The sequence below is a fragment of the Pseudomonas sp. B21-031 genome, from assembly GCF_024748985.1.
In the GTDB taxonomy this organism is placed as follows: domain Bacteria; phylum Pseudomonadota; class Gammaproteobacteria; order Pseudomonadales; family Pseudomonadaceae; genus Aquipseudomonas; species Aquipseudomonas kermanshahensis.
In genome coordinates, this window is sequence record NZ_CP087181.1 from 1,993,349 (window position 1) to 2,007,221 (window position 13,873).

Annotated in this window: 11 protein-coding genes; 6 read left to right on the top strand and 5 right to left on the bottom strand. The window is 63.0% G+C overall.

What is annotated here, in order from left to right; all coding sequences use genetic code 11:
- The first annotated feature begins 87 nt into the window (after positions 1 to 87).
- On the top strand, positions 88 to 1,062 hold the full coding sequence (gene cysB, locus LOY53_RS09010) for an HTH-type transcriptional regulator CysB (protein ID WP_027593928.1): 975 nt from the start codon (positions 88 to 90) through the stop codon (positions 1,060 to 1,062).
- Positions 1,063 to 1,117: 55 nt separating this feature from the next.
- On the opposite strand, the gene LOY53_RS09015 is transcribed toward cysB, so the two are convergent.
- The 5 genes from LOY53_RS09015 to LOY53_RS09035 form a co-directional block, all read right to left on the bottom strand.
- Positions 1,118 to 1,852: a phosphoadenylyl-sulfate reductase gene (locus tag LOY53_RS09015; protein WP_252827307.1), complete on the bottom strand. Its 735-nt coding sequence runs from the start codon at positions 1,850 to 1,852 to the stop codon at positions 1,118 to 1,120.
- A 104-nt stretch (positions 1,853 to 1,956) separates the two neighbouring features.
- Entirely contained in the window at positions 1,957 to 3,300 is a 1,344-nt protein-coding gene (gene pabB, locus LOY53_RS09020) for an aminodeoxychorismate synthase component I (protein WP_258703882.1), read from the bottom strand.
- 193 nt (positions 3,301 to 3,493) lie between these two features.
- Positions 3,494 to 4,474 (bottom strand): alpha-L-glutamate ligase-like protein, encoded by a 981-nt coding sequence (locus LOY53_RS09025; protein ID WP_027593925.1) that lies wholly within the window; start codon positions 4,472 to 4,474, stop codon positions 3,494 to 3,496.
- Positions 4,474 to 6,009, bottom strand: a complete 1,536-nt coding sequence (locus tag LOY53_RS09030; RefSeq protein ID WP_027593924.1) for an inactive transglutaminase family protein — start codon at positions 6,007 to 6,009, stop codon at positions 4,474 to 4,476. The genes LOY53_RS09025 and LOY53_RS09030 overlap by 1 nt, the downstream gene beginning before the upstream one ends.
- A gap of 5 nt (positions 6,010 to 6,014) precedes the next feature.
- Positions 6,015 to 6,551: an ATP-dependent zinc protease gene (locus LOY53_RS09035; protein WP_027593923.1), complete on the bottom strand. Its 537-nt coding sequence runs from the start codon at positions 6,549 to 6,551 to the stop codon at positions 6,015 to 6,017.
- A gap of 293 nt (positions 6,552 to 6,844) precedes the next feature.
- Between LOY53_RS09035 and LOY53_RS09040 the strand changes: the two genes are divergently transcribed.
- From LOY53_RS09040 to prpF, 5 genes are all read left to right on the top strand, one after another.
- Positions 6,845 to 7,561, top strand: a complete 717-nt coding sequence (locus tag LOY53_RS09040; protein ID WP_027593922.1) for a GntR family transcriptional regulator — start codon at positions 6,845 to 6,847, stop codon at positions 7,559 to 7,561.
- On the top strand, positions 7,558 to 8,448 hold the full coding sequence (gene prpB, locus LOY53_RS09045) for a methylisocitrate lyase (protein ID WP_027593921.1): 891 nt from the start codon (positions 7,558 to 7,560) through the stop codon (positions 8,446 to 8,448). Before LOY53_RS09040 ends, prpB begins: the two co-directional genes overlap by 4 nt.
- A 173-nt stretch (positions 8,449 to 8,621) precedes the next feature.
- The gene (gene prpC, locus LOY53_RS09050) at positions 8,622 to 9,749 is read left to right on the top strand and encodes a 2-methylcitrate synthase (protein WP_099453488.1); all 1,128 of its coding nucleotides are present in this window, start codon (positions 8,622 to 8,624) and stop codon (positions 9,747 to 9,749) included.
- A gap of 161 nt (positions 9,750 to 9,910) precedes the next feature.
- Entirely contained in the window at positions 9,911 to 12,499 is a 2,589-nt protein-coding gene (acnD, locus tag LOY53_RS09055) for a Fe/S-dependent 2-methylisocitrate dehydratase AcnD (protein ID WP_085273352.1), read from the top strand.
- Positions 12,500 to 12,659: 160 nt separating this feature from the next.
- A complete protein-coding gene (gene prpF / locus LOY53_RS09060) occupies positions 12,660 to 13,850 on the top strand; it encodes a 2-methylaconitate cis-trans isomerase PrpF (protein ID WP_258703883.1) in 1,191 nt (396 codons plus the stop codon).
- Positions 13,851 to 13,873: the final 23 nt, after the last annotated feature.

Consider the following 13,873-nt stretch of genomic DNA (forward strand, 5'->3'; position numbering starts at 1 on the left):
TTCTAGATTTATTTCCAGAACCACTAATATAGTTATATATCGTCGCTGCCTGCTGCCGCTGACTCACCGCTGAACCGAGGGAAACCTATGAAGCTTCAACAACTGCGCTACATCTGGGAAGTGGCGCACCACGACCTCAACGTCTCCGCGACGGCGCAGAGCCTGTATACCTCCCAGCCAGGTATCAGCAAGCAGATCCGTTTGCTCGAAGATGAGCTGGGCGTTGAAGTCTTTGCCCGCAGCGGCAAGCACCTGACCCGCGTCACGCCGGCAGGTGAGCGCATCATCAATACCGCTGGCGAAATCCTGCGCAAGGTCGAGAGCATCAAGCAGATCGCCCAGGAGTTCTCCAACGAGAAGAAGGGCACGCTGTCCATCGCCACCACCCACACCCAGGCCCGCTACGCGCTGCCGCCGGTGATCAGCAGCTTCATCAAGCAGTACCCGGAAGTGGCCCTGCACATGCACCAGGGCTCGCCGATGCAAATTGCCGAGATGGCCGCTGACGGCACTGTCGACTTCGCCATCGCCACCGAGGCGCTGGAGTTGTTCGGCGACCTGATCATGATGCCGTGCTACAAGTGGAACCGCTGCGTGGTGGTTCCGCAGGGGCACCCGCTGACCAAACTGCCAAAGCTGACCCTGGAAGCCGTTGCCGAATACCCGATCGTCACTTACGTGTTCGGTTTTACCGGCCGTTCCAAGCTGGACGAAGCCTTCAACCATCGCGGCCTGACGCCGAAAGTGGTGTTCACCGCCGCCGACGCCGACGTGATCAAGACTTACGTGCGCCTGGGTCTGGGTGTGGGCATCGTGGCCAAGATGGCCGTCGACACCAAGCTCGACAGCGACCTGGTGGCCCTGGATGCCAGCGAACTGTTCGAGGCCAGCATCACCAAGATCGGCTTCCGCCGTGGTACCTTCCTGCGCGGCTTCATGTGCGACTTCATCGAGAAGTTCGCCCCGCACCTGACCCGCGAAGTGATGGCCAAAGCCATCCAGTGCCATAACAAGCAAGAGCTAGAAGAGCTGTTTGAAGGCGTCGAGCTGCCGGTGCACTAAGCCGTTCGAGCATGAAAAAACCGGCCCAGTGGGCCGGTTTTTCTTTACCTGTCGATCAGCCCTTGCTGATCAGGTTGCCGGCGTGCAGGCCGCATTCCTTCTGGGTCGACTCTTCCCACCACCAGCGGCCTTCGCGCTCGTGCTGGTTCGGCAGCACCGGGCGTGTGCATGGCTCGCAGCCAATGCTGATGAAGCCGCGTTCGTGCAGGCTGTTGTAGGGCAGCTCGAGCATGCGGATGTAGCCCCACACTTCTTCGCTGCTCATCTGTGCCAGCGGGTTGAACTTGTACAGGGTACGCTCGGGGGTAGAGAAGGCGCTGTCGATCTCCAGTGCCGCCACCTGGCTACGCGTGCCGGGGCTCTGGTCGCGACGCTGGCCGGTGGCCCAGGCGCTTACCGTGGCCAGTTTGCGGCGTAGGGGTTCGATCTTGCGGATGCCGCAGCACTCGCCGTGGCCGTCCTTGTAGAAGCTGAACAGGCCCTTTTCCTTGACGAACGGGTCGAGCTTGCTGCGATCCGGGCTGAGGATTTCGATCGGCACGTTATAGTGTTCACGGACCTGGTCGATGAAACGGTAGGTCTCCGGATGCAGGCGGCCGGTGTCGAGGCTGAAGACCTTGACCTGTTTGTTCAGCTTCCAGGCCATGTCGACCAGCACCACATCCTCGGCGCCGCTGAAGGAGATCCACAAGTCGTCGCCGAAATGCTCGAAGGCGAGTTTCAGGATGTCTTGCGGGGACTTGTTGGCATAGGTCGCGGCGAGGGCGGCGACGTCGAAGGGTTGGCTCATCAGGCGGTTTCCATCTTGGCTGTGGCGCTGTGCGCTCGTAATGAGGTGATGGTAACAAAAAATGCTCGGTTAGACGCCTGGCATAACGGCCTTGTGGCACCGAATCAGAGCTGTTGCAAGGTCTCCATCAGCACCCGCACCTTGGCAATCGATTCTTCGTATTCCGACGCCCAGTCGGAGTCCGCCACCACTGCGCCGCCGCCCCAGCAACTGGCTTGACCCGCCTTGATCAGCACACTGCGGATGGCTATCGAGCTGTCCATCTCGCCGCGCACATCCACGTACAGCAACGAGCCGCAATACAGTGCACGGCGGCTGGGCTCCAGTTCATCGATGATCTGCATGGCGCGGATCTTCGGCGCCCCGGTGATCGAGCCGCCGGGGAAGCTGTCGCCAATCAGGTCCAGTGGGTCCTTGTCGGTGGCCAATTGCCCGGTGATGCTGCTGACCAGGTGGTGAACGTTGGGGTAGCTTTCCAGGCTGAACAACTCGGGCACCTTGACCGAGCCGATCTGGCAGGTACGGCCCAGGTCGTTGCGCAGCAGGTCGACGATCATCAGGTTTTCCGAGCGGTCCTTGGGGCTGTGCTGCAGCTCTTCGGCGTTGCGGGCGTCCTGGTCAGGGTTGCTTGAGCGTGGCCGGGTACCCTTGATCGGGCGAGTCTCGACCAGCCCTTGGCTGACGCGAATGAACCGCTCCGGCGAGAAACTCAGCAGTGCGCTGCCATCGGCCAGTTGCTGATAGCCGGAAAATGGCGTCGGGCACGCCTTGCGCAGCGCCTGATAGGCGCGCCAGGGGTCGCCCTGGCACGGTGCGCGGAAGCGTTGCGTCAGGTTGATCTGGTAGCAATCGCCGGCCTGGATGTAGCGTTGCACCTGGTCGAACGCTGCTTGGTAGTGCTCGGGTTTCAAGTCGCCGGTCATGCTGGCCAGCAGGTGGAAGTCGCCAGTTTCAGCACAATCGGGGGCTTCGAACAGGGCAACCAGGCGCTCGCGCTCAGTGCTTGCCAGGCTTGGGTGGAACACCAGCTGGCTGGTTGCCTGCGTGTGGTCGGTCACCAGTGCCCAGCGGTACAGGCCAAGTTGCGCATCGGGCAGGCCGAGATCATCGACGGCCAGGCTGGGCAGGTTTTCCAGGCGCCGGCCGAAGTCGTAGCTCAGGTAGCCAATCAGGCCGCCGGCAAACGGCAGTTCCACCCCAACCGGTAAGTCGGCGTGGCCCAGTTGTGCCAGCCCTGCGCGCAGCCGTTGGAGGAAGGCGCGGCCGTCCTCGTCTGCGTGGGCTTGCAGGTGTTGCACGGGCCAGGCGCTGAGCAGGTCGAAGCGGCCGCGTTCGGCACCGGGGCGGGCACTGTCGAGCAGAATCGCGCCGGGCGCCTGGCGCAGGCGGGCGAAATAGGCGGCAGGGTCAGGCTGGTAGGGCAGGGGGTGGAGCGTACAGGTCGGCATCAGTGTGGACGGCGATGTAAAAGCGAGGAGGGCGATTGTAGACCTGTGTAGGAAATGCGCCTAGCGTTAGCGCGACATTCAACATTGTGTTTTGCCCATTCGCAGCACAAGGCTGCTCCTACAGGGAAGGGCTGCGCAGTACCTGTAGGAGCAGCCTTGCGCTGCGAATGGCTGCAAAGCAGCCCCGGCAATCTCAGCGCGGATGCACGTGCCCGAACAGCCCTTGCGAGACACGAACGCGCTGTTCGGCATCCTCGGTCACACCGTCCTTGGCCAGCGCCTCGATGTGCGCCTCGATGGCGTGGGTGCGCTGGGTTAGCCCGCAGTCGTTGGCGATCTGGATGTTCAGGCCTGGGCGGGCGTTGAGCTCCAGAATCAGCGGGCCCTTTTCCTGGTCCAGCACCATGTCCACACCGATGTAGCCCAGGCCGCACAGCTCGTAGCAACCAGCCGCAAGCTTCATGAAGCCGTCCCAGTTCGGCAGTTGCACGCCATCCACGGCGTTGGTGGTGTCCGGGTGCTTGCTGATGATGTTGTTCAGCCAGGTGCCGCGCAGGGTCACCCCGGTGGCCAGGTCGACACCCACGCCGATGGCGCCCTGGTGAAGGTTGGCCTTGCCGCCGGACTGGCGGGTCGGCAGGCGCAGCATGGCCATCACCGGGTAGCCCATCAGCACGATGATGCGGATGTCTGGCACGCCTTCGTAGCTGATGCTCTTGAAGATCTGGTCGGGTGTTACTCGGTATTCGATCAACGCCCGGTCGCGGTGGCCACCCAGCGAGTACAGGCCGGTAAGGATGCTCGAGATCTGGTGCTCGATTTCCTCGTGGCTGATGATCTTGCCCGACACCGTGCGGTAGCGGTCCTCGAAGCGGTCGGCGATCACCAGGATGCCGTCACCGCCGGCGCCTTGCGCCGGTTTGATGACGAAGTCACTGCGCCCGCCGATGATTTCATCGAGCTTCTCGATCTCTTTCTCGGTCTCGATGACGCCGTACATTTCCGGCACATGGATGCCGGCCGCGAGCGCGCGCTCTTTGGTGATGATCTTGTCGTCGACGATCGGGTACAGGTGGCGCTTGTTGTACTTCAGGACATAGTCCGCGTTGCGCCGGTTGATACCCATGATGCCCCGGGCCTCCAGGGCTTTCCAGGTCTTGATCAGTCCGAACATCAGGCATCAGCCTTCTTCAGGAACGCCTTGAAGCGAACGAGCTCGGTCAGGCGGTAGCCGCGGTAGCGACCCATCGCCAGCATGAAGCCCACCAGAATCAGCAGCACCGCCGGGAAGGTGAAGACGAAGTACACCAGCTCCGGTACCATCATCAGCAGGTGCGCGACGGACGCTGCGAACAGGGTGCCGATGGCCACTTTCATGGCATGGCCACCGCCGCGCTCTTCCCAGGTGATCGACAGGCGTTCGATGGTCATGGTCAGAATCACCATCGGGAACAGCGCCACCGACAACCCGCGCTCCAGGCCCAGTTTGTGGCTGAACAGGCTGATGGCGGCGATCAGCACCACCACGAAGGTCAGCACCACCGACAGGCGTGGCAGCATCTGCAGCTTGAGGTGTTCGAGGTACGAGCGCAGTGACAGGCCCAGCGCCGTGATTACCGTGAACAGCACGATACCGAAGCCCAGCTGAGTCTCGCGGAAGGCCAGGGCGATCAGTACCGGGGTGAAGGTACCCAGGGTCTGCAGGCCGATCAGGTTGCGCAGCACCAGGATCACCAGCACACCGATCGGGATCATCACCATGATCATGAAGGTCTGCTGGGTCTGCAGCGGCAAGCCGTACAGCGAGTACTCGAGGAAGTCGGCGTCGGTGTTCTCGTCGGTCAGCTTGGCCAGGCGGATGGCGTTCATCTCGCTGTTGTTCATGCTGAAGGTGACGTTGGCTTTCTTGCCGCCATCGACGGTGATCAGGTTGTCATCACCGGTCCACCACAGCAGGCGGTCATTGGGCAGGCCCTGCTCGCCGGTGTCCGGGTTGAAGTACAGCCAGTCGTTGCCGTTGAAGCTGCGCAGCCACAGCTCTGGGGTCTGCGGGGTGTCGGCGACCAGGCGGATGGTGTGGACCTTTTCCATCGGCACGTGGGCGATGGACAACAGCAGGTCGATGACTTGGGCCTTCTTCATGGCCGAGGTGTCGCCGGCCAGCAGCAGCTTGACGTTGTCGTCGTTGAGGTTGTTGACGCGCTTGATGGTCTCGCTGACGAAGGTCTCGACGTCGGCCGAATGCTGGCGGATAGGCGCCATCAGGGCTTCGGCGGCGATCTTCTCGGGGCCGTCGACTGCCAGGCTGTCACGGAAGGTCGGGCCCTTGATGGTGGTCTTTTCGTTGCTGTAGCGCTTGGTCAGCACCAGGCGGTAGTAGAGCGTCTGGTTGCCGCTGGCGCGGCGTGCCGACCAGGTTACCTTACGGTTGCCGTCAGCACGGTTGACGCTCACCCCGTAGTTGTTGGAGATGAAGCTCTCGTTGAGGCTGACGTAGTCGCGGTTCAGCGGCGGCACGAACATCTGCACCTTGACCGGGTCTTTGGTGCTGGCCACGAACTCGACCTTGGCGTCGATATTCCACAGGTCGTCGGTTTCGTCTTCGGTCACCGGGATGCCGAGGAAGAAGATCTGATAAGCGGTGACCGCCACGCCCAGCAGCACCAGGACGGTGATCAGGACTTTCAGATGGAGGGTAAGAGAGCGCATCGGGATTACTCTGCTTTAGGAGCGTCGGTGGCACAGGCAGGTTTGCCGGCCGCGTATTTAAGGCTTGGGTCGACCAGCGCGTCGAAGTGCTTGAGCGCCTCGGAGCCGATCAGCAGCGGGAACTGGAACGCGCTGCGGTCGGTGAGGTTGACTTCGATGGTGCGCAGGGCCTGGCCCATGCAGATTTCGAGTTCGATGACCGGGCGCGCGGTGTAGGCCTTGCCCGATTCGGCATCGTAGTCGCCTGCCCGTCGCTTGATCTTGCTGACGCGCGCGAGGGGGCGTTCGATCGGGTGCGAGTGGGCGGCATCGATGGCCAGGTAGAAACGCACCCAGCTCTCGCCGTTGCGCTTGAAGCGCTTGATGTCGCGGGCGCTGAGCGAGGCGGTCTTGGCACCGGTGTCGAGCTTGGCGGCCACTTCCAGGTCCAGGTCGCCCAGCTTTGCGTATTCGTTGAGACCGTACACGGTCTTGCCCGCCGCTTGGCCGATGGCCGGCAGCAGGGTGAGGCATAGCAGCAATAAAACGGGTGTAAGTCTCATAATCCTGGCGCGGTACTGTGCAGGGTTCGGGGCAAGGCGACTGGCAACGACTGCGCAAGCTTCCTCGTTCATCTGTCAACAACATGAATAGATGACAGACACGCTATCCATACTCCGTCGGAGGCGCGGCATTCTATCACGCCGACGTCTTGACGCCAGCGCGTCGCGATCTGACAGCAGCGGGGCAGGGTTAGTTCGTTATTAGACGATTGTCGACAATGTTCATTTTTTCTTTGACTGATCGCGCTGAATTAGCTAATTTCTGGCCATGTGATTATCAGGGTGTCGACAATATGCTGGACCTATCCACTCCCAGCCCAGCGTTGGCGGACGAAACGGAAACCTTGTCCGAAAACGTCTTTCGGCGCATCCAGGCGGCCATCGTCAAGGGCGACATCGCCCCGGGCAGCAAGATCTCCGAGCCGGAGCTGGCGCGCACCTACGGCATCAGCCGCGGGCCGCTGCGCGAGGCTATCCACCGCCTCGAAGGCCAGCGCCTGCTGGTGCGCGTGCCGCATGTCGGGGCGCGGGTGGTGTCGCTCAACCATGCCGAGCTGATCGAGCTGTACGAAATCCGCGAATCGCTCGAAGGCATGGCCTGCCGCCTGGCCGCCGAGCGCATGAGCCAGGCTGATATCGACGAACTGCGCCGGGTGCTCGACACCCATGAGCGCGATGCGGCGTTCCAGGCGGGTGTCGGCTACTACCAGCAGGAAGGTGACTACGACTTCCACTACCGAATCATCCAGGGCAGCGGCAACCAGACCCTGGTCAAGATGCTGTGTGGCGAGCTGTACCAGCTGGTGCGCATGTACCGCATCCAGTTCTCCGCCACGCCCAATCGGCCACGCCAGGCGTTTGCCGAACACCACCGGATTCTTGATGCCATCGCCGACCGTGACGGTGAACTGGCCGAACTCCTGATGCGCCGCCACATCGGCGCGTCCAAACGCAACATCGAGCGTCACTACCTGGACGCCAACGACAATAGCCCACGAGGTGATTCATGACTGTGAAGAGCACGCCCGGCCAACGTTTCCGCGACGCGGTTGCCGCCGAACATCCCTTGCAGGTAGTCGGCGCCATCAACGCCAACCATGCCCTGCTGGCCAAGCGCGCCGGCTTCAAGGCCATCTACCTGTCCGGTGGCGGCGTGGCCGCAGGCTCGCTGGGCCTGCCGGACCTGGGCATCAGCGGCCTGGACGATGTGCTCACCGATGTGCGCCGCATCACCGACGTCTGTGACGTGCCGCTGCTGGTGGATGTCGACACCGGTTTCGGTGCCTCGGCGTTCAACGTGGCGCGTACCGTGCGCTCGATGAGCAAGTTCGGCGCGGCCGCCATCCACATCGAAGACCAGGTTGGCGCCAAGCGTTGTGGCCACCGCCCGAACAAGGAAATCGTCACCCAGCAGGAAATGGTCGACCGTATCAAGGCCGCCGTCGATGCCCGTACCGATGACAGCTTCGTGATCATGGCGCGCACTGATGCCCTGGCCGTCGAAGGCCTGAATGCCGCCCTGGACCGAGCCGCAGCGTGCGTCGAGGCCGGCGCCGACATGATCTTCCCGGAGGCCATTACCGAGCTTTCGATGTACAAGACCTTCGCTGATCGTGTGCAAGCGCCGATCCTGGCCAACATCACCGAGTTCGGCGCCACCCCGCTGTACACCACCGAAGAGCTGGCGTCGGTCGACGTGTCGCTGGTGTTGTACCCGCTGTCGGCGTTCCGCGCCATGAACAAGGCGGCCGAGAATGTCTACACGGCGCTGCGTCGTGACGGCACCCAGAAGAACGTGGTCGACACCATGCAGACCCGCATGGAGCTCTACGATGCCATTGGTTACCACGCCTTCGAGCAGAGCCTCGATGCGTTGTTTGCCCAGAAGAAAGGATAAGTGACTTCCTGTGCTGGCCCCTTCGCGGGACAAGCCCGCTCCCACAGGTACAGCGCAAGTTTCTAAAGCTGTGTTGGACGTGTAGGAGCGGGCTTGCCCGCGATGAGGCCGGTACAGGCACACCGAATTAGCCAGCAAGAAATCCATAACAAATTCAAGAAAGGAGAAACACCATGGCCGAAGCAAAAGTACTCAGTGGCGCAGGCCTGCGTGGCCAGGTGGCCGGCCAGACCGCACTGTCGACCGTTGGCCAGGCCGGTGCCGGCCTGACTTACCGTGGCTACGACGTCCGTGACCTGGCGGCGGGTGCTGAATTCGAAGAAGTGGCCTACCTGCTGTTGTACGGCGAGTTGCCAAGCAAAGCACAGCTGGCCGAATACAAGCACAAGCTCAAAGGCCTGCGTGACCTGCCGCAAGCCCTCAAGGAAGTGCTCGAGCGCATCCCGCGTGACGCTCACCCGATGGACGTGATGCGCACCGGCTGCTCAGTGCTGGGCACCCTGGAGCCCGAACTGACGTTCGACGCCCAACACGACAAGACCGACCGCCTGCTGGCGCTGTTCCCGGCCGTGATGTGCTATTGGTACCGCTTCACCCACCATGGCGTGCGCATCGACTGCACCAGCGATGAAGACACCCTCGGCGGGCATTTCCTGCACCTGTTGCACGGCAAGAAGCCAAGCGAGTTGCACGTCAAGGTGATGAACGTGTCGCTGATCCTCTACGCGGAGCACGAATTCAACGCCTCGACCTTCACCGCACGGGTCTGCGCTTCGACCCTGTCCGACCTGTACTCCTGCGTCACCGCCGCCATCGGCTCGCTGCGTGGCCCGCTGCACGGCGGTGCCAACGAAGCGGCGATGGAGCTGATCGAACGCTTCCAGAGCCCGCAGGACGCCACGGCCGAGCTGCTCAAGATGCTGGAGCGCAAGGACAAGATCATGGGCTTTGGTCATGCCATCTACAAAGAGTCCGACCCGCGCAACGAGGTGATCAAGGGCTGGTCGAAGCAGCTGGCTGACGAGGTCGGTGACAAGGTCCTGTACCCGGTGTCTGAAGCCATCGACAAGACCATGTGGGAGCAGAAACGCCTGTTCCCTAACGCCGACTTCTACCATGCGTCGGCGTACCACTTCATGGGCATTCCGACCAAGCTGTTCACCCCGATCTTCGTCTGCTCGCGCCTGACCGGCTGGGCGGCGCACGTGTTCGAACAGCGTGCCAACAACCGCATCATCCGCCCGAGCGCCGAGTATGTCGGCGTCGAACAGCGCCAGTTCGTGCCGATCGAGCAGCGCTGAATAGATCTAGAGAGGCAACCCGTTCCCTTGTGGGGGCGGGCTTGCCCGCGAAGGCGCCGGACCGGGCAACCGATGTGCACCTGCTGACGCCTTCGCGGGCAAGCCCGCTCCCACAGGGACGGAGCAACCTTCCGAATCCTGTGACCGAGCCTGATTCCATGATGAACACCGCATTCCGCAAGCACCTGCCAGGCACCGACCTGGACTACTTCGATGCCCGCGCGGCAGTCGAGGCTATCAAGCCCGGCGCCTACGACGGGTTGCCCTACACCTCGCGCGTGCTCGCCGAAAACCTGGTGCGCCGCTGCGACCCCGCCACCCTCGACGCCTCGCTCAGCCAACTGATCGAGCGCAAGCGCGACCTCGACTTCCCGTGGTTCCCGGCGCGCGTGGTGTGCCACGACATCCTCGGCCAGACCGCCCTGGTCGACCTCGCCGGCCTGCGTGACGCCATTGCCGACAAGGGCGGCGACCCGGCCCAGGTCAACCCGGTGGTGCCGGTGCAGTTGATCGTCGACCACTCCCTGGCGGTCGAATGCGGTGGTTTCGACCCACAGGCGTTCGAGAAAAACCGAGCCATTGAAGACCGCCGTAACGAAGACCGTTTCCACTTCATCAACTGGACCAAGAAGGCGTTCAAGAACGTCGACGTGATCCAGCCGGGCAACGGCATCATGCACCAGATCAACCTGGAGAAGATGTCGCCGGTGATCCACAGCGACCGCGGCGTGGCCTACCCGGACACCTGCGTCGGCACCGACAGCCACACCCCGCATGTCGACGCCCTGGGCGTGATCGCCATTGGTGTCGGCGGCCTGGAAGCCGAGAACGTGATGCTCGGCCGTGCCTCGTGGATGCGCCTGCCGGAAATCGTCGGCGTCGAGCTGACCGGCAAGCTGGCGCCGAACATCACCGCCACCGACCTGGTGCTGGCCCTGACCGAGTTCCTGCGTAAACAGAAAGTCGTCGGCGCCTACCTCGAGTTCCATGGCGAGGGTGCCCGTGCCCTGACCCTGGGCGACCGTGCGACCATCTCCAACATGGCCCCTGAATACGGCGCCACTGCTGCGATGTTCGCCATCGACCAGCAGACCATCGACTACCTCAAGCTGACCGGCCGCGAAGAGCAGCAGGTCAAACTGGTGGAAACCTACGCCAAGGCCACCGGCCTGTGGGCCGACAGCCTGGCCGGCGCCGTCTACGAGCGTACCCTGAGCTTCGACCTGTCGAGCGTGGTGCGCAACATGGCCGGCCCGTCCAACCCGCATGCCCGCGTGGCCACCAGCGACCTGGCGGCCAAGGGCATCGCCGGGGCCTGGGAAGATGTCCCGGGGCAAATGCCAGACGGCGCGGTCATCATCGCCGCCATCACCAGCTGCACCAACACCAGCAACCCGCGCAACGTGATCGCAGCGGGCCTTTTGGCACGCAATGCCAACAAGCTGGGCCTGGCGCGCAAGCCCTGGGTCAAATCTTCGCTGGCGCCAGGCTCAAAGGCTGTGCAGCTGTACCTGGAAGAAGCAGGGCTTGAGAAAGAGCTGGAGCACCTGGGCTTTGGCATCGTCGCTTTCGCCTGCACCACCTGCAACGGCATGTCCGGTGCGTTGGACCCGGTGATCCAGCAAGAGATCGTCGAGCGTGACCTGTATGCCACTGCGGTGTTGTCGGGTAACCGCAACTTCGACGGGCGCATCCACCCTTACGCCAAGCAGGCGTTCCTGGCTTCGCCGCCGCTGGTGGTGGCCTACGCCATCGCCGGGACCATCCGGTTCGACATCGAGAAAGACGTGCTGGGCGTGGTCGACGGCAAGGAAATCCGCCTTAAGGATATCTGGCCGAGCGATGAAGAAATCGACGCCGTGGTGCGTGCCTCGGTCAAGCCGGAGCAGTTCCGCAAGGTTTACATTCCGATGTTCGCCATCGAGGAAGACCGTGGGCCGAAGGTGGCGCCGCTGTACGCGTGGCGCCCGATGAGCACCTATATCCGCCGTCCGCCGTACTGGGAAGGTGCCTTGGCCGGTGAGCGCACCCTGCGTGGCATGCGCCCGCTGGCAGTGCTGCCGGACAACATCACCACCGATCACCTGTCACCGTCCAACGCCATCATGATGGACAGCGCGGCGGGTGAATACCTGGCGAAGATGGGCCTGCCGGAAGAAGACTTCAACTCCTACGCCACCCACCGTGGCGACCACCTGACCGCCCAGCGCGCCACCTTCGCCAACCCCAAGCTGTTCAACGAGATGGTGCGCAAGGACGACGGCAGCGTGAAGCAGGGCTCGTTGGCGCGTATCGAGCCGGAAGGCAAGGTGACCCGTATGTGGGAGGCGATCGAGACCTACATGGAGCGCAAGCAGCCGCTGATCATCGTCGCTGGTGCCGACTACGGCCAGGGCTCGTCCCGTGACTGGGCGGCCAAGGGCGTGCGCCTGGCGGGTGTCGAGGCGATCGTGGCCGAAGGCTTTGAACGCATTCACCGCACCAACCTGGTGGGCATGGGCGTGCTGCCGCTGGAGTTCAAGCCGGGTACGGACCGCAACACCCTGGGTCTGGATGGCAGTGAGACCTATGATGTGCTCGGTGAGCGCAAGCCGCGTGCAACGCTGACGCTGGTGGTTACCCGTCGTAATGGCGAGCGGGTCGAGGTGCCGGTGACGTGCCGCCTGGATACCGCCGAGGAAGTGTCGATCTACGAGGCGGGCGGGGTGCTGCAGCGCTTTGCCCAAGACTTCCTCGAAGCTTCTGCTTGAGTGTTTGGGGCTGCTTTGCAGCCCATCGCCGGCAAGCCGGCTCCTACAGGGATAGCGCTGTATTCGAAGCCTGCGCCGTAGCTGTAGGAGCTGGCTTGCCGGCGATGGGCCGCGCAGCGGACCTAAGGGTTATTGCATTTTCAGACAGGACAGCACAGCAATGGCACACGCACCACAAATCAAGATCCCCGCCACCTACATCCGTGGCGGTACCAGCAAAGGCGTATTTTTCCGCCTGGACGACCTCCCCGAGCCGGCGCAGATCCCAGGCCCAGCCCGCGATGCGCTGCTGTTGCGGGTGATCGGTAGCCCCGACCCCTACGGCAAGCAGATCGATGGCATGGGCGGCGCCACCTCGAGCACCAGTAAAACGGTGATCCTCTCGCGCAGCATCAAGCCCGAACACGACGTCGACTATCTGTTTGGCCAGGTCAGCATCGACAAGGCCTTCGTCGACTGGAGCGGTAACTGCGGCAACTTGTCTGCTGCGGTCGGTTCCTTCGCCATCAGTAGCGGCCTGGTCGACCCGGCGCGGGTGCCGCGCAACGGCATCGCCACCGTGCGCATCTGGCAGGCCAACATCGGCAAGACCATCATCGCCCATGTGCCGATTACCGAAGGTGAAGTCCAGGAAACCGGGGATTTCGAACTCGACGGCGTGACCTTCCCGGCGGCCGAGGTTCAGCTGGAATTCCTCGACCCAGCTGCCGACGAAGAGGGCGCAGGTGGGTCGATGTTCCCAACCGGCAACCTGGTAGATGACCTGGAAGTGCCAGGGGTTGGCACGTTCAAGGCAACCCTGATCAATGCGGGTATCCCGACCATCTTCGTCAATGCCAGCGATATCGGCTACACCGGCGCCGAGCTGCAGGACGCGATCAACGGTGACCCGCAAGCGCTGCTGCGTTTCGAGACGATCCGTGCCTACGGCGCCGTGCGCATGGGGCTGATCGAGCATGTCGACCAGGCAGCCGGGCGTCAGCACACGCCGAAAGTGGCCTTCGTCGCGCCACCGAGCACCTACACTGCGTCCAGTGGCAAGGTGGTTGCGGCGGCTGACATCGACCTGTTGGTGCGTGCATTGTCCATGGGCAAGCTGCACCACGCGATGATGGGCACTGCCGCGGTCGCCATCGGTACCGCTGCCGCCATCCCAGGCACGCTGGTCAACCTCGCCGCCGGCGGGCGCGAGCGCAGTGCCGTACGGTTCGGTCACCCTTCCGGTACCCTGCGGGTTGGCGCCGAGGCGCGTCAGGTGAGGGGCGAATGGACGGTGACCAAGGCAATCATGAGCCGCAGTGCTCGCGTGCTGATGGAAGGCTGGGTGAGGGTTCCTGGCGATAGTTTCTGACGCACCACTGGCGCTCGGCGTTC

Coding starts and splice junctions, on each gene's coding strand:
- LOY53_RS09030 (WP_027593924.1), bottom strand. CDS start 6,009: ATGCGCTCTCTTACCCTCCATCTGAAAGTCCTGATCACCGTCCTGGTG.
- LOY53_RS09035 (WP_027593923.1), bottom strand. CDS start 6,551: ATGAGACTTACACCCGTTTTATTGCTGCTATGCCTCACCCTGCTGCCG.
- LOY53_RS09040 (WP_027593922.1), top strand. CDS start 6,845: ATGCTGGACCTATCCACTCCCAGCCCAGCGTTGGCGGACGAAACGGAA.
- pabB (WP_258703882.1), bottom strand. CDS start 3,300: ATGCCGACCTGTACGCTCCACCCCCTGCCCTACCAGCCTGACCCTGCC.
- LOY53_RS09025 (WP_027593925.1), bottom strand. CDS start 4,474: ATGTTCGGACTGATCAAGACCTGGAAAGCCCTGGAGGCCCGGGGCATC.
- prpC (WP_099453488.1), top strand. CDS start 8,622: ATGGCCGAAGCAAAAGTACTCAGTGGCGCAGGCCTGCGTGGCCAGGTG.
- prpF (WP_258703883.1), top strand. CDS start 12,660: ATGGCACACGCACCACAAATCAAGATCCCCGCCACCTACATCCGTGGC.
- prpB (WP_027593921.1), top strand. CDS start 7,558: ATGACTGTGAAGAGCACGCCCGGCCAACGTTTCCGCGACGCGGTTGCC.
- LOY53_RS09015 (WP_252827307.1), bottom strand. CDS start 1,852: ATGAGCCAACCCTTCGACGTCGCCGCCCTCGCCGCGACCTATGCCAAC.
- acnD (WP_085273352.1), top strand. CDS start 9,911: ATGAACACCGCATTCCGCAAGCACCTGCCAGGCACCGACCTGGACTAC.
- cysB (WP_027593928.1), top strand. CDS start 88: ATGAAGCTTCAACAACTGCGCTACATCTGGGAAGTGGCGCACCACGAC.